The organism is Pseudomonas sp., from assembly GCF_048269965.1.
Taxonomy (GTDB): Bacteria; Pseudomonadota; Gammaproteobacteria; order Pseudomonadales; family Pseudomonadaceae; genus Aquipseudomonas.
The window spans coordinates 32,944-49,797 of record NZ_JBLWTV010000010.1 but is presented as its reverse complement, the minus strand read 5'-3'; the positions used below and the strand labels follow the sequence as shown (position 1 = coordinate 49,797).

Here is a 16,854-nt window from a genome sequence, read left to right as displayed (position 1 = left end):
AACCTGAGCGCTGAAATTCACCGAGTCCGATCATGTCGCGTCGTCATCTCACTCTCGATCTGCGCAGTCGCGCCGGCTTGTTCGCCCATCTTGGCGCGATGGAGCGGGCCGGTGTGCCCATCGATCGAGCGCTGGCTAGCCTGGATCTCGGTGTGCGCCACGAAGCCGCGGTCAAGCGCTTGCGGCAGATGGTCGGCGGCGGACGCGACCTGGCGAGTTCCGGCCAGTTGAGTGGCGTGTTCACGCCACTGGAAAGTGGCCTGGTGCGCGCCGCGCAGGACGCCGGCGCACTGGCGCATATCTACGAGCAACTGGCGCAGCGCTACGACGAACAGGCGCGTCACGCGGCAGAATTGACGTCACGGCTGCTGCTGCCGGCCGGAGTGCTGTTGCTGGCACTGGCGGTCAAGCCCTTGCCCTCTCTGGTTGCTGGCAGCCTGAGTGGCGCAGGTTACCTGGCGGCCGTGTTGCTGCCGGTTTTGTGGCTGTCGGCACTGCTGCTCGGCGCACGAGCGTTGTGGCGACGCTGGCAGCAGCGGCGAAGCGATCAGCCGGGCCCGCTAGACGATCTGCTCCTGGCGCTGCCGGTGCTGGGCAGTCTGCAGCGGCGGGCGGATATCCGTAATTTCTGTGACAGCCTCGGGCTGTTGCTGGAGGCCGGCATGCCGGCGCTCGATGCCTTGCCGCGTGCCTGCAATGCGGTCAGCAACCCACGGTTGCGGCGGGATTTCGCCACCCTGGCGCCACGCGTAGCCGCCGGGCAGTCGCTGGTACGGGCCTTCGATGGGCTGAGTTTTCACGGCAAAGCCATGCTCATCGGCGTGCTCAATACCGGTGAAGCGATTGGCCGTCCGGGCGAGGCACTGCTGCGTTTCGCCCGCCTGCAGGCGCAGCAGCTGGCTGCGAGCCAACAGGCGCTGGCGAGCTGGGCGCCGCGCCTGTTCTATCTGGCGGTCGCCGCCTGGATGGCGTATGGCCTGCTGACTGGCGGCGGATTCTTCCCGGCCCTGCCCGCAGAGCTGGCTGGCCGATAATTTGCTGGTTATCGACCACGGCGGTCCGTTTGAAAGCTGGCAGCAAGTGCCTTGCGCTAGCATTCGTCACGTCTACGCCATGACTAAAAAGAGAAAAAAGCGATTCAACCGACTTTGGAATACGCCCCATGCCCATCTTGCAACGTGCATCCCACCATGAGCTACGCAGCGCCTTTCGTGCCCTGCTGGCTTCCGACCGCTGCTATCACACGGCTTCGGTCTTCGATCCCATGTCCGCCCGCATCGCCGCTGATCTCGACTTCGAGGTCGGCATCCTCGGCGGCTCCGTCGCCTCCCTGCAGGTGCTCGGTGCGCCGGACTTCGCCCTGATCACCCTCAGTGAATTCGTCGAGCAGGCCGCGCGCATCGGCCGCGTCTCGCGCTTGCCGGTGATCGCCGACGCCGACCACGGCTACGGCAATGCGCTCAACGTGATGCGCACCGTGGTCGAGCTGGAGCGCGCCGGCGTTGCCGCGCTGACCATCGAAGACACCCTGCTGCCGGCTCAGTTCGGCCGCAAGTCCACCGACCTGATTTCCATCGAGGAAGGTGTCGGCAAGATCCTCGCCGCGCTGGAGGCGCGTGTCGATCCGGAACTCTCGATCATCGCCCGTACCCACGCCGGGGTGCTGGAAGTGGACGAAGTGATCCGCCGCACTCGCGCCTACGAGGCGGCCGGCGCCGACGCTATCTGCCTGGTCGGGGTCAGGGATTTCGCCCACCTGGAACAGATCGCCGCAGGCCTCAAGGTGCCGCTGATGCTGGTCACCTACGGCAACCCCGAACTGCGCGACAATCAGCGCCTGGCGCGCCTGGGTGTGCGCATCGTGGTCAACGGCCATGCTGCCTACTTCGCTGCGATCAAGGCCACCTACGACTGCCTGCGCGAACAGCGCGGTGCGCAGCCGTGCGACCTCAACGCCACCGAGCTGACCCACAAGTACACCATGCCCGAGGATTACATCGTCTGGGCCAAGGAGTTCATGGAAGTGCGCGAGTAAGAGCCTGTTCACGATCTGCTGCGCGTCGACCCTACGGCGTTAAAAACAGGCTCGGACTGCTCATTTACAGCTCGTAAACTCCGCGTCCTCGCCTGTTTTTGCCTTGTAGGCTTCTAGCTCGCAATATCGTGAACAGGCTCCTAGCAAGAACAGCACTTGCACTTCGCATTCCCCGGGCGCATATCTGTCCGGTGGGTGCGAGGAGGTGCAGCATGGCCAGTGGTTGGGCGAACGACGACGCGGTACAGGAGCAGATCGACAGCAGCATCGAGGATGCCGTTGCGCGTGCTCGCAGCCAACTGCCGAAGGGCGAGAGCCTGCGTCATTGCGAGGAATGCGATGCTGTCATTCCCGAGGCCCGTCGCCAGGCGATTCCCGGCGTGCGCCTGTGCGTCAATTGCCAGGCCGAGCACGACCGGGAGAATGCCGCCTACAGCGGCTACAACCGCCGGGGCAGCAAGGACAGTCAGTTGCGCTGAGCAAGCGGTACGGCACCTATTCGAGCCCTTATTGTCTAGTGCTACTACGACCTTGACTCAGGAAGAGGTGCCTGCATGACGATTTTCGAAGCCCTGCGCATCAGCCACGACATTCAGCGCGAACTGGCGCAGAAGCTGATCGCCACCCAGGGCGACAGCGCCGAGCGCCACGCCTTGTTCGCTCAGCTCAAGCAGGAGCTGGCCGTGCATTCGGTGGCCGAAGAACGCCATTTCTATATCCCCCTGATGCAGCAGGACGCAGGTGTCGATCTGTCGCGCCATGCGATTGCCGAGCATCACCAGATGGATGAAATGATCGAGGATCTGGAAGAAACCGACCCCAGCAGCCCGAGCTGGCTGGCGCAAGCCAAGGCGCTGGCGGAAAAGGTCGAGCACCACCTCAGGGAAGAAGAACGCACCTTCTTCCAGATGGCCGGCAAGCTGCTTCGCGACAAGGAGAAGCAGCAACTGGCTGGCGACTATCTCAGCGCCTACGACGAGATGAAGCAGGCGTCCTGAATCAGCTAGCCTGAATGCCAATGGCGGGTAGCACCCGCCCTATACATGACCGTAGGGCGGGTGAAACCCGCCATTGCCGTCTCAGTCTGCGATGTCAGAACAGGAAATAGCGCTGCGCCATCGGCAGCACCTCGGCCGGCTCGCACCAGAGCAGTTGGCCGTCGGCCTTGACCTGGTAGTTCTGCGGATCGACCTCGATATTCGGCAGGTAGCCGTTGTGGATCAGGTCGGTCTTTTGCACATCGCGGCAGCCTTTGACCACACCGATCTTCTTCTGCAGACCGAGCTGCTCGGGCACGCCGGCATCGAACGCCGCCTGGCTGATGAAGGTGATGCTGGTGGCATGGCGGCTGCCACCATAGCTGGCGAACATCGGCCGGTAGTGCACCGGCTGCGGCGTGGGGATCGAGGCGTTGGCGTCGCCCATCAGACTGGCGGCGATGGCGCCCCCCTTGAGGATCAGCGTCGGCTTGACGCCGAAGAAGGCCGGGCGCCAGAGCACCAGGTCGGCCCACTTGCCCACTTCGATGGAGCCCACTTCGTGGCTGATACCGTGGGTGATCGCCGGGTTGATGGTGTACTTGGCGATGTAGCGTTTGGCGCGGAAGTTGTCGTTGCCGGGCTCGTCTTCGGGCAGCGGGCCGCGCTGCTTCTTCATCTTGTCGGCGGTTTGCCAGGTACGCGTGATCACCTCGCCGACGCGGCCCATGGCCTGGCTGTCGGAGCTGATCATGGAAAACGCGCCGAGGTCGTGGAGGATGTCCTCGGCGGCGATGGTCTCGCGGCGGATGCGGCTCTCGGCGAAGGCCACGTCCTCGGCGATGCTCGGGTCGAGGTGGTGGCAGACCATGAGCATGTCCAGGTGCTCGTCGATGGTGTTGCGGGTGAACGGCCGGGTCGGGTTGGTCGAGGACGGCAGCACATTGGGGAACCCACAGGCCTTGATGATATCCGGTGCGTGACCGCCACCGGCACCCTCGGTGTGGTAGGTGTGGATGGTGCGGCCCTTGAACGCACCGAGGGTGGTTTCGACGAAGCCGGACTCGTTCAGGGTGTCGGTGTGGATCGCCACCTGCACGTCGTACTGATCGGCGACCGACAGGCAGTTGTCGATGGCCGCCGGGGTGGTGCCCCAGTCTTCGTGCAGCTTGAGGCCGATGGCGCCGGCCTTGACCTGCTCGATCAGCGGCTCGGGCAGCGAGGCGTTGCCCTTGCCGGTGAAGCCCAGGTTCATCGGGAAGGCATCGGCGGCCTGGAGCATGCGCGCCATGTGCCACGGCCCGGAGGTGCAGGTGGTGGCGTTGGTGCCGGTGGCCGGCCCGGTGCCGCCGCCGATCATGGTGGTGACGCCACTCATCAGGGCCTCTTCGATCTGCTGCGGGCAGATGAAGTGGATGTGGGTGTCGATGCCGCCGGCGGTGAGGATCATGCCTTCACCAGCGATCACCTCGGTGCCGGCGCCAATCGCAATCGTGACATCGGGCTGGATATCCGGGTTGCCGGCCTTGCCGATGGCGGCTATGCGGCCGTCCTTGAGGCCGACGTCGGCCTTGACGATGCCCCAGTGGTCGATGATCAGCGCGTTGGTGATCAGGGTGTCGACCACATCGGCCGCGCACAACTGGCCCTGACCCATACCGTCGCGGATCACCTTGCCGCCGCCGAATTTCACTTCTTCGCCGTAGGTGGTGAAGTCCTTTTCCACTTCGATCCACAGATCGGTATCGGCCAGGCGCACCTTGTCGCCGACGGTGGGGCCGAACATGTCGGCGTAGGCTTGGCGGGAAATCTTCATCGGCACTTCCTGTATTCGTTTGATCGTGCCCACGCTCTGCGTGGGCATGCAGTTGGCGACGCTCTGCGTCGCAGGGACGCGGAGCGTCCCGCTAAGGGTTCCCACGCAGAGCGTGGGAACGATCAGTCGAGATCGCCCATGACCCGTCCGGCGAAGCCGAACACTCGGCGCGCGCCAGCCAGATCGACCAGCTCCACCTCGCGGCTCTGCCCCGGCTCGAAACGCACGGCGGTGCCGGCCGGGATGTTCAGGCGCATGCCGCGCGCGGCCGCGCGCTCGAACAGCAGGGCATCATTGGTCTCGAAGAAGTGGTAGTGCGAGCCGACCTGGATCGGACGGTCGCCGCTGTTGGCCACGGACAGGGTCAGGGTGCGGCGACCGGCATTGAGCTCGATCTCGCCGTCGGCAATCTGGTATTCGCCGGGAATCATCAGTTGGGCCTCGCAAGCGTCTTGTAGTAGATGGCGTTGGCCCGGTAAGTGCCGTCCGGGCCGCAGGCGTAATCGGGTAGGCCACCGATGCTGCTGTAGCCCAGGTTTCGGTAGAGGTGCTCCGCGTCGCTGCCGGCCTCGGTGTCGAGGTACAGCAGGCCGCGCTTGCGGGTCGCTGCTTCTCGCTCGACGACCTGCATCAACAGGCGAGCGATGCCACGACGGCGCGCGGTGCTGAGCACCAGCAGCTTCTGGATTTCCGCGCGGTTCAGCCCATTGGGCTTCTGGCACAGGCTCAGTTGCACGCTGCCCAGAACTCGGCCTTGTTCATGGGCCACCCAGAGCAGCAGTGAACCGTCGACAAGGCCGGCATGCACCTGGGCGAAATATTCAGCGGCGCCTCGTTCGTCGAGGTCGGCGAGAAAGCCTATCGATGCGCCATGGCTGATGGCATCGAGCAGCAGGACGATCAAACCTTCGCGGTAGTTGGCGAAGCTGGTGCTGTCGAGTCGCTGCAGCCTCAGGTCCACGGGGTCACTCCTTGGCGCCGAGGATCAGTTGCATGAAGGTCAGATCCAGCCAGCGCCCGAACTTGCGGCCGACCTGTGGCATCTGCCCGGTGGTGACGAAGCCGAGGCGCTGATGCAGACGGATCGACGCGATATTCTCCGACTCGATGGCGGCGACCATGACGTGCAGGTTGGCGGCGCGGGCGCGCTCGATCAATGCCTGCATCAGCAGCGGGCCGAGGCCCTGGCCGCGTTGGTCGGTGCGTACGTAGACCGAATGCTCGACGGTCTGACGGAAGCCTTCGATGGTGCGCCAGGTGCCGTAGCTGGCGTAGCCCACTACCTCGCCGGCAGCGTCATGCGCGACCAGCACCGGGAAGCCTGCCGCCGTGCGCTCGGTGAGCCAGGCGCGGCGGTTGGCCAGGTCCACCAGGGTCTCGTTCCAGATCGCCGTGGTGTGCTGCACCGCGTCGTTGTAGATGGACAGGATGCCGGGCAGGTCGGCGTCGTTGGCATTCGCTATCGAATAACTCATAAGTCACGCAATCGGCTGATGGACGGTCACCAGCTTGGTGCCGTCGGGGAAGGTGGCTTCGATCTGGATCTCCGGGATCATCTCCGGCACACCCTCCATCACCTGCTCGCGGCTCAGCAGGGTGGTGCCGAAGTGCATCAGCTCGGCCACTGTCTGGCCGTCGCGCGCACCTTCGAGCAGTGCCGCGGAGATATAGGCCATGGCCTCCGGGTAGTTCAGCTTCACCCCGCGCGCCAGGCGGCGCTCGGCAACCAGACCGGCGGTGAAGATCAGCAGCTTGTCTTTCTCGCGTGGACTCAGATCCATCGTGTCACTCCAAGGGGGCGTATGCCGTGCATCGCCTGAATACGTCGTGTTGGTAGGGCGGATGTCGCTTTTTACATCCGCCGTCATCGGGAGCAAACGCTCAGGGGAAACGCTGAAGAAGCCGTCATTCCCGCGTAGGCGGTAATCCAGGACCTGCGAATTTCCTGGGCTCCCGCATTCGCGGGAGTGACGATAACTGGCTTTTTCAGAACATCCTCAGTGCTGTTCAACCCGACCGGTTGTGTTCGTCATGTGTTCCATATGCGCGGCGGCACCGCCTCGCGCCCCAGCAGCGCCGGGCGCAGCAGGCGCCAGAGTTCGATCAGCCAGGCACGCGCCTTGAGTGCTTCGCTGGCCAGGCAGCGCGCGACCAGCAAGCCCGCGAGCTGGCTGAGATCACCACGCACACCTTCAATCTTCAGCTCGCGGCAGCGCTCCAGCAGGTCGCTGTCCACCTCGCCGCTGACCAGCAGGGTGGCGAACACCGGTTGGCCGTTCAGGCCGATGGCCGAATCGAGCAGGCCATCGCCGCCGGCAACGCGCTGGCGCTCGTGCCAGAGCAGCTTGCCATCCCGGCGAATATCCAGCGCGGCCTGCAAGTGACCACTGGAAAAGCGCTCGTCGGCGGCGGGGCGGCCGAGGGCGACGATATCCCAGTAGAACAGGCGGGCGTCACCGTGCAGCTCGATCTGCGTGTGCAGTTCGGCCTGGGCGCCGGCGTAGATGATGGTTTCCTGCGGCAGCCATTCCAGGGTGGCGCCGGCTTCGACGCTCAGGCGCAGATCCTGCCGGGCGACGCCTGCGGCCCGATACCACTTGGCGGCGCCGGGGCTGGTGAGCTGTACCCAGGTGTTTTCGCCGGCATGGGCCGAAATGTCCAGAACGTCACCGCCAGCGATGCCGCCGGGCGGGTGGACGATGATGTGCTGGCACACCTCCGGGCCTTCGGCATACAGATGCTTCTGCACCCTAAGAGGGCCCATGTGGCGCCTCTGCACCGGCGTGGTGCGCTCGCCGTGGCGCGCGTAGGCCAGCTCCAGCTCGGCAGGCCAGCTTGGCGTGAACAGGGCGGCAGGCAGATTCATGGTGGGTTCGCGGTTCCACAGGATAGTTGACCGAGTGGGCAAGCAAGAGGCGTGCCCTGAACCAATTCGGTGCGCCTGTCTTCCAGCGCATTCGTGTGGCCAGTCGCGGTGCTGTATCTGGCTCTGCCTCAGCGCACCCGGACGGCTCTAGAGTCGCTCATCGATTTTTTCGGAGCGCCCATGTTCACGCTTATCGCTTTCGCCGCTGGCCTGGTGCGCGGCTACAGCGGCTTCGGTTTTGCCATGCTGATGGCGCTCGGATTGATGCTGCAGCTGCCGCCTGCCGAGGCGGTGCCGGTGGCGCTGATTCTCGACGTGGCCTGTAGCGTGACACTGTGGCCGGCGGCGCTGCGCGCCGTTCATGGGCCTGTGCTGGTGCGCCTGCTGATGGGCATGCTGCTGGCGGTGCCGCTGGGCGCCTGGCTGCTGCTGTGGCTGCCTGCCCAGATCATGGCGCCGCTGGTGGCTGTGCTCTGTTTGTGCGGCGGCGTGCTGGTGTTATGGCGTCCGTCTGTTGCCACGCCGGTGGGCCAGGGCATGGCCTGGTTGGCGGGGCTGGCATCCGGTCTGGCGACCACCATGGCTTCGGCCGGTGGCCCGCCACTGATGATCTACCTGCTGCGCAGTGGCCTCGACGCACGTCAGTTGCGCGGCACGGCGGTGCTGTTTTTCCTGGCCAGCAGTTCCTTCGCGCTGATCGGGCTGGGCGTCGCAGGTGTGCTGACCGGCGCGCAGTGGCGGCTGGCGCTGGAGCTTGCACTGCCGGCGCTGGCCGGCAATCTGCTCGGCCAGTGGCTGCACTCGCGCTGGCAGCCCTTGTCGCTGCGGGTGCTGGTCGGCGGGCTGTTGGTACTGCTGTCGGCGGGGAGCCTGTTGCGGGTGTTGTGGGCGTAGGGCAGGGACATCATCAGACATGGGTGGTCTGGCGGGTTGCACCCGCCCTACGGTGAGTTTCGTCCTTCAATCGCGGTCGATGGCGAAGGGCGACCAGGCCTGGCGGCTCGGCATGATTTCCAGGCGGTTGATGTTGATGTGATCCGGCAGGGTGGCAACGTAGAAAATCTGCTCGGCGATGTCCTCGGCGGTCAGCGGTGTGGTAGTGCCGTACAGCGCGTCGGAGGCAGCCTGGTTGCCCTTGGTGCGCACCAGGGTGAACTCGGTCTCGGCCATGCCCGGCGCGATGTCGGTGACGCGCACGCCGGTGGATACCAGGTCGCAACGCAGGTTGAAGCTGAACTGTTTGACGAAGGCCTTGGTGGCGCCGTACACGTGGCCACCCGGGTAGGGCCATTCGCCGGCCACCGAGCCGATGTTGATGATGCTGGTGCCTTTGCCGATGGCCAGCAGCTTGGGCAACACTGCGTGGGTGACGTTGACCAGGCCGGTGACGTTGGTGTCGATCATGGTGTGCCAGTCTTCCAGGGCGACCTTCTGCGCGGCCTCCGGGGCCAGCGCCAGGCCGGCGTTGTTGACCAGCACGTCGATGCGGTCGAAGGGCGTCTGCAGGCCGTCGACCAGCGCCTTCACCGCAGCAGCGTCACGCACGTCGAGCGTGGCGACATGCACCGGCACCTTGTCCTGCAATTCTGCCTTCAGTTCTTCCAGGCGCTCCAGGCGTCGGCCGCTGAGTACCAGAGCCCAGCCGGCCTCGGCGAAGCGTCGTGCCGTGGCGCGGCCGAAGCCGGATGTCGCGCCTGTGATGAATGCCACCTTGCTCATGGATAACCTCGTTTTGCTGTTGGGGTTCATGGTCTGTTCCTGCGTCCGCTGTCGGGCGCACGAAGAGCAGTCCCAGTGGGGGCGGGGCGCAAGTCTAAGACCTTGGCCGTAAGACTGCGCTCCACAGCTGGCTGCGGATTCATGCGGACAGTTCGAGGAACTTGCGCACGCGTTCTGTTTCCGGGTTGGTGAAGAACTTCTCCGGCGCGGATTTCTCGATCAGCAGGCCCTTTTCCAGGAACACCACCTGATCCGACACCGCGCGGGCGAATTCCATCTCATGGGTGACCACGATCATGGTGTAGCCCTCGCTGGAGAGGTTCTTCATCACGGTCAATACTTCGCCGACCCGCTCCGGGTCGAGTGCCGAGGTCGGCTCGTCGAAGAGGATCACCTCCGGGCTCATGGCCAGGGCGCGGGCAATCGCCACACGCTGTTTCTGCCCGCCGGAGAGGGTGTAGGGAAAGGCCTCGGCCTTCTGCTCCATGCCGACCTTTTCCAGCAGCGTCTGGGCGATGGCGCGGGCCTCGTCCTTGTGCATCTTCTTCACCTGCATCGGTGCTTCCATCACGTTCTGCAGCACGGTCAGGTGCGGCCACAGGTTGAAACTCTGGAACACCATGCCGGTGCGAGCGCGGATCGCCGCCAGGTCGCGGTTGTTCATGCGCTTGCCCTGGGCGTCGACGCCGATGCGCTGACCGGCAATGTGAATGCTGCCGCGATCCGGCTCTTCGAGCCAGTTGATGCAGCGCAGCAGGGTCGATTTGCCCGAGCCGGAGGAGCCCAGCACGCTGACCACCTCGCCCTTGTTCACGGTCAGCGAGATGTCACGCAGCACCTCGACACCGTCGAAGCTCTTGGAAAGATTGTCGATCTGTACCGCAGGGATGTCAGGCATGTTCGAAACCTCGTTTGGCGCCGAACCGGCTCGCCCACTTGAGCGCCAGTTCCAGGCAGATGCTGATGATCCAGTACAGGGCGATGACCACGATGAACGCCTCGGTGGGGATGAAGTAGGTGGCCTGCACCGAGTTGGCTGCGGCAGTCAGTTCCTGCACGGTGATGATGGTGAGAAAGGCGGTGTCCTTGAGCGCGTAGATCAGCTGGTTGCCGAGCAGCGGACGGGTGCGGATCACCAGTTGCGGCAGGATGATCCGCCAGAACAGGCGGCCTGGCCTAAAGCCATGGGCCTTGGCCGCCTCGACCTGGCCGAGCGGCAGCACCAGGCGCGCCCCGCGCAGGATCTCGGCGAAGTAGGCCGCGTGATAGATGGCCAGCGCCACCAGGCCCGCGCCCCAGGCGCTGGGCTTAACCCCCAGGGCCGGCAGGCCGTAGTAGAGCAGGTAGGCCAGCACCAGGAAGGGCAGCATGCGCATCAGGTCGATCGCCCCGCGCAGCAGCGTCGACAGCCTGTTGCGGCCCTCCAGCAGGTAGACGGTGAAGCAGCCGATGACGAAGGCCGCCAGCACCGACAGGACGAACAGGATCAGGGTGTTGAGTGCGCCGTTGAGGAAGGCGGCGCGCGCCTCCCAGATGATGGTCCATTCGCTCATGATGGCGTCCTCACATGGCCAGTCGGTTGGCTTTCTTCTCGGCGATGGCCTGCACCTTGAGCAGCACGCCGATGATCAGCATGTACAGCAGGGCCGCCGCGAGAATCGGTGGCAGCGGCTCGTAGGTCACGGCGCTGATGCGGTTGGTCACGCGGGTCAGATCGACGATGCCGATCACCGCGATGGCCGGGCTGCTCTTGATCAGGAAAGACATCTCGTTGACCAGGCCGGGCAGGCTGCTGGTGATCATCTGCGGCAGCATGATGCGACGGAAGAACACGCCGTTGGTCATGCCGCAGGCCAGCGCCGCTTCCTTCTGCTCGCGGGAGAAACTGATGAACGCCGTGCGCCAGACCTCGGCATTGAAGGATGCGGTGTTCAGGGTGAGGGCAAGGATCGCCGCCGTGTTGCGATCCATGGCCAGGCCGAAGGTGGGGGCCGAGAGGAAGATGAACAGCACCAGGGTGACCAGCGGCGTGGCGCGCGCCAGGCTCACGTAGAGCACCAGCGCCTGTTCCACGAAGGGTATGCGCGCCATGCGCAGCAGTGCGATACCCAGGCCGATGACGACGCCCAGGGCGATGGCGATCGAGGAGATCCACAGAGTCGTCCAGGCGCCCTCGAGCAGCAATAACCAGGCTTGTCCGTTCATGTCGGGCTCCAGGGAAAGGGATGGGGGGTTACAAGCAAGGTCAGGACCAGAGCTGGCCCTGATAGGCGGCAGTGCACTGCAAATGAGCAGTAGGGTGCGCCGTGCGCACTGAAACGCTGGCACCGTTGACGCTGGTGCGCACGGCGCACCCTACGGGAACCATGCCAGGCATCTGGCATCAGCCTGTTTTCACTCCATGCCGGCCAGCTTGTGGAACTGCTCTACCTTGGTGATCGGCTCCTTGGGCATGGCCGGGAAGGCTTCGCCGAACCACTTGTTCTGCAACTCGGCCAGGCGACCGTTGTCGCGCACTTCGTTCATGAAACCGGTGAGGAGCTCCAGCAACTCGGGGCTGCTCTTGGGCACCGGCCAGGCGGCGAAACCGTCGCCGGAAACGGCGATGCCCTTGGCGAAGGTGTCGCCACGGGTCTTGACCAGGTCATTGACCGAAATCAGTGCGTTGATCACGTAGTCCAGGCGACCGTTGGCCAGGTCGGCGTAGGCCTCCGGGTAGGACGGGTATTCGGTCACGGTGCCGATCTCGCAGCCCTCGGCAGCCATCATCTTCTTCAGCTCCGGCAGGCGCGCGAGCAGGGCGCTGCCGGCCTGCAGGCCGACGGTCTTGCCGCACAGGCTGGCGATGTCGCTGAGGCTGTCGTCACCGGCGCGCTTGACGTAGAAGTGTTGCGCCGAGGCGAAGGGCGGGGCGAAGTTGAACACGCGCAGGCGGTCGTCGGTGACCAGGGCACCGGTGAAAGCCATGTCGTACTGGCCAGACGAGACCGAGGCGAGCAGGCCGGTCCAGGGCAGGATTTCCTGCTTCACGTCGAAGCCCTGTGCCTTGGCGTAGGTCTTCAGGTCTTCGAGCAGCTCCTTGTGAAAACCCTCGGGCTTGCCGTCGACGATGAAGTTGAACGGCGCGTAGTCATCCTCGGTGGCGACGGTCATCACGCCCTTGGACTTGATGTCGTCGAGGTCGGCATGGGCGCTCAGCGAGGCGCCGACCAGGCAACTGGCCAGGGCCAGCTTGCGCAGCAGGCCGAAGGATTTGGAATCGGTGTTCGATGGCTTCATGGGCGTGCTCCAGAGGTGTCGACAAGGGTTGTCCAGGCCGCTCGGCGGCGGTTTCGTTTTCACCTTAGAGAGGCCTGGCGAGCCGGCGATAGGGGCAGTTCCGGCCTTTGTTCTGGCCAGTGACAATGGCGCGCTACTTGCTACATCACAGGGTTGTTTGGCTGTTGGAGTGCGCCATGATCGATCACTTTTACCACCTCGATTTCGACCGTCAGCGCGGCCTTCAGGAGCAGCTTCGCGAGTCGCTGGTGTCGGCTATTCTCGGTGGCGGTTTCCCAGCCGACGAGCCGCTGCCGTCGTGCCGCAAGCTGTCCCAGCAGCTGTCGGTCTCGCGCAACACCGTGGCGCTGGTGTACGAGAGCCTGCTCGACAACGGCTATCTGGTCAGCCGCCCGCGCAGTGGCTACTACCTGCACCCGGACTATTGCGGGCAAGCGGGCGATGCCGTGCTGCGCATGACGCCGCTGCGCAAGCCGGAGCAGTCCGACGACAGCAGCGCCGTCACTGCCCCGGATTGGGCCACGCGCTTTCGCATGCAGCCCAGTTTGAAGCACGGCGTGCTGCGCCCGAGCAACTGGAGCCGCTTCACCTATCCCTTCATCTACGGCCAGCCGATCAGCGAGCTGTTCCCGCTGGAGCGCTGGCGCGAGGTGTCGCGCAAGAACCTCAGTGGCGAGCGCGACCAGGGCTGGTTGGGCGACCGCTTCGACCGTGACGATGAGCAACTGATCGAGCAGTTGCGTACCCGCGTGTTGCCCAAGCGCGGCATCTGGGCGCGTGCCGACGAGATCCTGGTCACCCTGGGTTCGCAGAACGCACTGTATCTGCTGGCCAGCCTGCTGATGGCGCGCGGGGTGCGCGTCGGTGTGGAGAACCCGGGCTTTCGCGATGCGGCGAGCATCTTCGACCTGCACGGCGCCAAGGTGCATCTGCAGGATGTCGACGACCAGGGTCTGGTGCTGGATCGGCGCCTGGATGACTGCCAGTACCTGTACGTGACGCCAGGGCACCAGGTGCCCACCGGCGTGGCGATGAGTGCGGCGCGGCGCGAGCAGCTGATGCGGCAGATTCGCCAGCACGACCAGGTGCTGATCGAGGACGACTACGACGCCGAATTCAACCTCGACAACCATCCGCTGCCGGCGCTCAAGGCCAGCGACAGCAGTGGCCGGGTGATCTACCTGAGCAGCCTGTCCAAGGCGTTCTCGCCGGGGCTGCGGATCGGCTACATGGTCGCCGACGCCGAGCTGATCGACGAGCTCAGGGCGCTGCGGCGGCTGATGTACCGTCACCCGCCGCTGAACAACCAGCGCATGCTCGCCGACTTCCTCGCCCAGGGGCATTACGACGCGCACCTGCGGCGTTTTCGCGAGGAACATTGTCGTCGCCGCGAGCTGCTCTACCAGGCGCTGCGCAGCGACCTGAGCGATTGCCAACCGATGGGCAGCCCCGGCGCCAGCGCCTGCTGGCTGGCGGCGCCACGCGGTGTCGATACCCAGCGCCTGGCCTGGGCGGCGGCGCAGCAGAGCGTGCTGATCGAGTCCGGGGCGCAGTTCTTCCTCGGCGACGGCGCGGCGCCGACGAACTTCATGCGCCTGGGTTTCCACGCCATCGATGCCGAGCGCATTCGGCCGGGTGTGCGGAAACTGGGTGAGGTGTTGGCGGGGGTGTGATCGCTTGTCTCCCCTCTCCCGCTTGCGGGAGAGGGGCGGGGGAGAGGGCTTGCCTGCGACTCCGATCTGCCGCACTTGCCCTCTCCCCAACCCTCTCCACTAGGCGTGCCCCCAATAAATGGGAGAGGGAGCTGTCCGCGGCCCGGACAGAGTCAGCCAAAGCGCGGCGCGAACAGGGCGAATACCTCGTCGAAGACCGCCAGCGCCTCGTTCACCTGGGCCGCGCTGACGATGCACGGCGGCACCACATGGATGCGGTTTTCCACCACGAAACTGAGCAGCCCGCGTGCGGTCAGCGCCGCCTTCATCTCTTGCATCACCGGCGCCGGCATCGGCGTTCTCTGCTGCACGTCACTAACGAATTCCAGCGCCCAGAACAGGCCGACGCCGCGTGCCTCGCCGATCATCGGGTAGCGCTCGGCGAGTTTTTTCAGGCCCGGGCCGAGCACCTGAGCGCCGATGTCACGGGCGTTCTCCACCATGCCTTCTTCGGTCATCGCGTCCAGCGTGGCGACGATGGCGGCCATGGCCAGCGGGTGGCCGGAGTAGGTCAGGCCGCCGGGGAAGAAGTTCGTGTCGAAGTGCTCGCAGATCGGCTTGGAAATCATCACTCCACCGGCCGGCACATAACCTGAATTGACGCCCTTGGCGAAGACGATCAGATCCGGCACCAGGTCGAAATGCTCCAGCGCCAGCCAGCTGCCGGTGCGGCCGAAGCCGGCCATTACTTCATCGAGAATCAGCAGGATGCCGAACTCGTCTGCCAGCTTGCGTACGCCCTGCATGTAGCCCTTGGGGGGCACCAGGATGCCGGCAGTGCCGGGGATGCTCTCCAGCAGGATGGCGGCGATGGCGCCCGGCCCCTCGCATTCGATGACCCGGCGAAGATGCTGCAGGGCACGCGCGCATTCTTCTTCTTCGTTCGCCGCATTGAACTCGCTGCGGTACAGGTAGGGATTGAAGAAGTGCACATGGCCACGGGCGTATTCGTTGGGCACGCGGCGTGGGTCACCAGTGGCGACGATGGCCGCGCCGGTGCTGCCATGGTAGGAACGGTAGGCGGAGAGGATCTTGTCGCGGCCGGTGTACAGACGTGCCATGCGCATGGCGTTCTCGTTGGCATCGGCGCCGGCGTTGGTGAAGAACACCTTGGAGAAACCGGCCGGCGCGCGGGCGAGGATGCGCTTGGCCGCTTCGCCACGCATCAGGTTGGCGGTGGCCGGGGCGATGGTCACCAGGCTGCCGGCCTGCTCCTGGATGGCGGCGATGACCTTCGGGTGCTGGTGGCCGATGTTGGTGTTGACCAGTTGGCTGCTGAAGTCGAGGTAGCGTTTACCGTCGTAGTCCCACAGGGTGCAGCCTTCGCCGCCGGCGATCACCAGCGGGTTGAGGGCGCCCTGGGTCGACCAGGAATGGAAGACGTGCTGGCGATCCAGGTCGTGGACGTACTGGTTGCTGATCGGTGTGCTCATGATGACCTCGGGCTGGTCGTTGCGGATGGCTGCACCATAGGAACAAAGCGGCCGTGTGCCGTAGGGCCAGATGCCGGAAGTGGCTGGGTCAGAGCGTCTGGCTCGCCGACGGCGGGCAACTGTCCCTAGGCGCCCTGCGTGCACAGGCTAGGCTGGAGGCATACGTTTTCAGGAGTGAAACCATGGCCCACGCATTCGAGATCAACACCGCCCCCGTGACGCCCACTGATGGCCTTGATAGCCCCGCGATCGCCCAGGCGCGTATCGACCTGGCCGCCTGCTTTCGCATGGCCGCCCGGCTCGGCATGGGCGAGGGTATCTGCAACCACTTTTCCATGGTGGTGCCGGGATGGCCGCAGCTGTTTCTGGTCAATCCGTATGGCCTGGCTTTCGCCGAAGTCACCGCATCGTCGCTGCTGATCTGCGATTTCGACGGGCGCGTGGTGCTGGGCGATGGCCGCCCGGAGGCCACGGCGTTCTTCATCCATGCCCAGTTGCACCGCCTCAATCCACGCGCCACGGCGGCCTTCCACACGCACATGCCCCATGCCACTGCATTGTGCATGCTCGAAGGTGAGCCCTTCGTCTGGGCCGGGCAGACCGCGCTGAAATTCTACGAGCGACTGGCCGTGGACGAGGATTACCAGGGCCTGGCGCTGGACTACGCCGAAGGCGAGCGTATCGCCCGCGCGGCAGGTGATGCCGATGTGCTGATGCTGAAGAACCATGGCCCGCTGGTGCTGGGGCCGAGCATTGCCGAGGCCTGGGACGACCTCTACTACCTGGAGCGCGCCGCCGAGGTGCAGCTCAAGGCCATGGCCAGTGGTCGGCCGTTGAAGGCAGTGGCGCCGGCAATTGCCAGTGCGGCCTGCCGGCAGATGCTGCAGGGCAATGCCGAAAGCGCGCACCTGCATCTTGAGAGCGTGAAGCGCCAGTTGCTGCGCGAGGGCTCGGATTTCGCGGAGTAGGGCAGCGTAGGGTGGGCTTCAGCCCACCAATTGACACCCCGGACATTTC

The 16,854-nt window shown here is 65.0% G+C and carries 19 protein-coding genes; 7 read left to right on the top strand and 12 right to left on the bottom strand.

Annotated features, from left to right (window positions below; genetic code table 11):
- The first annotated feature begins 32 nt into the window (after positions 1 to 32).
- From ACN0X6_RS13400 to ACN0X6_RS13385, 4 genes are all read left to right on the top strand, one after another.
- Positions 33 to 1,034: a type II secretion system F family protein gene (locus tag ACN0X6_RS13400; RefSeq protein ID WP_417704579.1), complete on the top strand. Its 1,002-nt coding sequence runs from the start codon at positions 33 to 35 to the stop codon at positions 1,032 to 1,034.
- A gap of 137 nt (positions 1,035 to 1,171) precedes the next feature.
- On the top strand, positions 1,172 to 2,035 hold the full coding sequence (locus ACN0X6_RS13395) for an isocitrate lyase/PEP mutase family protein (protein WP_160020176.1): 864 nt from the start codon (positions 1,172 to 1,174) through the stop codon (positions 2,033 to 2,035).
- Positions 2,036 to 2,247: 212 nt separating this feature from the next.
- Positions 2,248 to 2,514, top strand: coding sequence for a DksA/TraR family C4-type zinc finger protein (locus ACN0X6_RS13390; protein WP_160019275.1), 267 nt, complete (start codon positions 2,248 to 2,250; stop codon positions 2,512 to 2,514).
- A gap of 75 nt (positions 2,515 to 2,589) precedes the next feature.
- The gene (locus ACN0X6_RS13385; RefSeq protein WP_417704577.1) at positions 2,590 to 3,033 is read left to right on the top strand and encodes a hemerythrin domain-containing protein; all 444 of its coding nucleotides are present in this window, start codon (positions 2,590 to 2,592) and stop codon (positions 3,031 to 3,033) included.
- 94 nt (positions 3,034 to 3,127) lie between these two features.
- Here the strand turns inward: ACN0X6_RS13385 and ureC are convergent, their stop codons facing one another.
- The 6 genes from ureC to ACN0X6_RS13355 all read right to left on the bottom strand — a co-directional run bounded on the left by ureC (position 3,128) and on the right by ACN0X6_RS13355 (position 7,694).
- Entirely contained in the window at positions 3,128 to 4,828 is a 1,701-nt protein-coding gene (gene ureC / locus ACN0X6_RS13380) for an urease subunit alpha (protein ID WP_417704575.1), read from the bottom strand.
- A 122-nt stretch (positions 4,829 to 4,950) separates the two neighbouring features.
- Positions 4,951 to 5,259 carry an urease subunit beta gene (locus ACN0X6_RS13375; RefSeq protein WP_417704573.1) on the bottom strand — a complete coding sequence of 103 codons (309 nt, stop codon included), beginning with the start codon at positions 5,257 to 5,259 and terminating at the stop codon, positions 4,951 to 4,953.
- Positions 5,259 to 5,789, bottom strand: coding sequence for a GNAT family N-acetyltransferase (locus ACN0X6_RS13370; protein ID WP_417704571.1), 531 nt, complete (start codon positions 5,787 to 5,789; stop codon positions 5,259 to 5,261). Before ACN0X6_RS13370 ends, ACN0X6_RS13375 begins: the two co-directional genes overlap by 1 nt.
- Before the next feature lie 4 nt (positions 5,790 to 5,793).
- Positions 5,794 to 6,303: a GNAT family N-acetyltransferase gene (locus ACN0X6_RS13365; protein ID WP_417704569.1), complete on the bottom strand. Its 510-nt coding sequence runs from the start codon at positions 6,301 to 6,303 to the stop codon at positions 5,794 to 5,796.
- A 3-nt stretch (positions 6,304 to 6,306) separates the two neighbouring features.
- Positions 6,307 to 6,609, bottom strand: a complete 303-nt coding sequence (gene ureA / locus ACN0X6_RS13360; protein ID WP_003246897.1) for an urease subunit gamma — start codon at positions 6,607 to 6,609, stop codon at positions 6,307 to 6,309.
- 248 nt (positions 6,610 to 6,857) lie between these two features.
- Entirely contained in the window at positions 6,858 to 7,694 is an 837-nt protein-coding gene (locus tag ACN0X6_RS13355; RefSeq protein WP_417704567.1) for an urease accessory protein UreD, read from the bottom strand.
- Positions 7,695 to 7,874: 180 nt separating this feature from the next.
- Between ACN0X6_RS13355 and ACN0X6_RS13350 the strand changes: the two genes are divergently transcribed.
- Positions 7,875 to 8,588, top strand: a complete 714-nt coding sequence (locus ACN0X6_RS13350) for a sulfite exporter TauE/SafE family protein (protein WP_417704565.1) — start codon at positions 7,875 to 7,877, stop codon at positions 8,586 to 8,588.
- A gap of 66 nt (positions 8,589 to 8,654) precedes the next feature.
- Here ACN0X6_RS13350 and ACN0X6_RS13345 read toward each other — a convergent pair whose 3' ends face one another.
- The 5 genes from ACN0X6_RS13345 to ACN0X6_RS13325 form a co-directional block, all read right to left on the bottom strand.
- Positions 8,655 to 9,413, bottom strand: a complete 759-nt coding sequence (locus tag ACN0X6_RS13345; RefSeq protein WP_417704563.1) for an SDR family NAD(P)-dependent oxidoreductase — start codon at positions 9,411 to 9,413, stop codon at positions 8,655 to 8,657.
- 139 nt (positions 9,414 to 9,552) lie between these two features.
- The gene (locus ACN0X6_RS13340; protein ID WP_417704561.1) at positions 9,553 to 10,311 is read right to left on the bottom strand and encodes an amino acid ABC transporter ATP-binding protein; all 759 of its coding nucleotides are present in this window, start codon (positions 10,309 to 10,311) and stop codon (positions 9,553 to 9,555) included.
- Positions 10,304 to 10,966 carry an amino acid ABC transporter permease gene (locus tag ACN0X6_RS13335; RefSeq protein WP_417704559.1) on the bottom strand — a complete coding sequence of 221 codons (663 nt, stop codon included), beginning with the start codon at positions 10,964 to 10,966 and terminating at the stop codon, positions 10,304 to 10,306. The genes ACN0X6_RS13340 and ACN0X6_RS13335 overlap by 8 nt, the downstream gene beginning before the upstream one ends.
- Before the next feature lie 10 nt (positions 10,967 to 10,976).
- Positions 10,977 to 11,618 (bottom strand): amino acid ABC transporter permease, encoded by a 642-nt coding sequence (locus tag ACN0X6_RS13330; protein ID WP_417704557.1) that lies wholly within the window; start codon positions 11,616 to 11,618, stop codon positions 10,977 to 10,979.
- 189 nt (positions 11,619 to 11,807) lie between these two features.
- Complete coding sequence (locus ACN0X6_RS13325) at positions 11,808 to 12,692, bottom strand: transporter substrate-binding domain-containing protein (protein ID WP_417704556.1); 885 nt, start codon at positions 12,690 to 12,692, stop codon at positions 11,808 to 11,810.
- A 176-nt stretch (positions 12,693 to 12,868) separates the two neighbouring features.
- Here ACN0X6_RS13325 and ACN0X6_RS13320 point away from each other — a divergent pair, with 176 nt between their 5' ends.
- Positions 12,869 to 14,365 (top strand): PLP-dependent aminotransferase family protein, encoded by a 1,497-nt coding sequence (locus ACN0X6_RS13320; RefSeq protein ID WP_417704554.1) that lies wholly within the window; start codon positions 12,869 to 12,871, stop codon positions 14,363 to 14,365.
- A 152-nt stretch (positions 14,366 to 14,517) separates the two neighbouring features.
- Here the strand turns inward: ACN0X6_RS13320 and ACN0X6_RS13315 are convergent, their stop codons facing one another.
- On the bottom strand, positions 14,518 to 15,837 hold the full coding sequence (locus tag ACN0X6_RS13315; RefSeq protein ID WP_417704552.1) for an aspartate aminotransferase family protein: 1,320 nt from the start codon (positions 15,835 to 15,837) through the stop codon (positions 14,518 to 14,520).
- A 182-nt stretch (positions 15,838 to 16,019) separates the two neighbouring features.
- Here ACN0X6_RS13315 and ACN0X6_RS13310 point away from each other — a divergent pair, with 182 nt between their 5' ends.
- Positions 16,020 to 16,805, top strand: coding sequence for an aldolase (locus ACN0X6_RS13310; RefSeq protein ID WP_417704550.1), 786 nt, complete (start codon positions 16,020 to 16,022; stop codon positions 16,803 to 16,805).
- The last annotated feature ends 49 nt before the right edge of the window (positions 16,806 to 16,854 follow it).

What these genes read in the sequence shown, in the direction of transcription:
- ACN0X6_RS13315 (WP_417704552.1), bottom strand. Translation starts at nt 15,837, where the DNA reads ATGAGCACACCGATCAGCAACCAGTACGTCCACGACCTGGATCGCCAG.
- ACN0X6_RS13340 (WP_417704561.1), bottom strand. Translation starts at nt 10,311, where the DNA reads ATGCCTGACATCCCTGCGGTACAGATCGACAATCTTTCCAAGAGCTTC.
- ACN0X6_RS13365 (WP_417704569.1), bottom strand. Translation starts at nt 6,303, where the DNA reads ATGAGTTATTCGATAGCGAATGCCAACGACGCCGACCTGCCCGGCATC.
- ACN0X6_RS13350 (WP_417704565.1), top strand. Translation starts at nt 7,875, where the DNA reads ATGTTCACGCTTATCGCTTTCGCCGCTGGCCTGGTGCGCGGCTACAGC.
- ACN0X6_RS13335 (WP_417704559.1), bottom strand. Translation starts at nt 10,966, where the DNA reads ATGAGCGAATGGACCATCATCTGGGAGGCGCGCGCCGCCTTCCTCAAC.
- ACN0X6_RS13325 (WP_417704556.1), bottom strand. Translation starts at nt 12,692, where the DNA reads ATGAAGCCATCGAACACCGATTCCAAATCCTTCGGCCTGCTGCGCAAG.
- ureA (WP_003246897.1), bottom strand. Translation starts at nt 6,609, where the DNA reads ATGGATCTGAGTCCACGCGAGAAAGACAAGCTGCTGATCTTCACCGCC.
- ureC (WP_417704575.1), bottom strand. Translation starts at nt 4,828, where the DNA reads ATGAAGATTTCCCGCCAAGCCTACGCCGACATGTTCGGCCCCACCGTC.
- ACN0X6_RS13390 (WP_160019275.1), top strand. Translation starts at nt 2,248, where the DNA reads ATGGCCAGTGGTTGGGCGAACGACGACGCGGTACAGGAGCAGATCGAC.
- ACN0X6_RS13330 (WP_417704557.1), bottom strand. Translation starts at nt 11,618, where the DNA reads ATGAACGGACAAGCCTGGTTATTGCTGCTCGAGGGCGCCTGGACGACT.
- ACN0X6_RS13400 (WP_417704579.1), top strand. Translation starts at nt 33, where the DNA reads ATGTCGCGTCGTCATCTCACTCTCGATCTGCGCAGTCGCGCCGGCTTG.
- ACN0X6_RS13310 (WP_417704550.1), top strand. Translation starts at nt 16,020, where the DNA reads ATGGCCCACGCATTCGAGATCAACACCGCCCCCGTGACGCCCACTGAT.
- ACN0X6_RS13345 (WP_417704563.1), bottom strand. Translation starts at nt 9,413, where the DNA reads ATGAGCAAGGTGGCATTCATCACAGGCGCGACATCCGGCTTCGGCCGC.
- ACN0X6_RS13320 (WP_417704554.1), top strand. Translation starts at nt 12,869, where the DNA reads ATGATCGATCACTTTTACCACCTCGATTTCGACCGTCAGCGCGGCCTT.
- ACN0X6_RS13385 (WP_417704577.1), top strand. Translation starts at nt 2,590, where the DNA reads ATGACGATTTTCGAAGCCCTGCGCATCAGCCACGACATTCAGCGCGAA.
- ACN0X6_RS13375 (WP_417704573.1), bottom strand. Translation starts at nt 5,259, where the DNA reads ATGATTCCCGGCGAATACCAGATTGCCGACGGCGAGATCGAGCTCAAT.
- ACN0X6_RS13355 (WP_417704567.1), bottom strand. Translation starts at nt 7,694, where the DNA reads ATGAATCTGCCTGCCGCCCTGTTCACGCCAAGCTGGCCTGCCGAGCTG.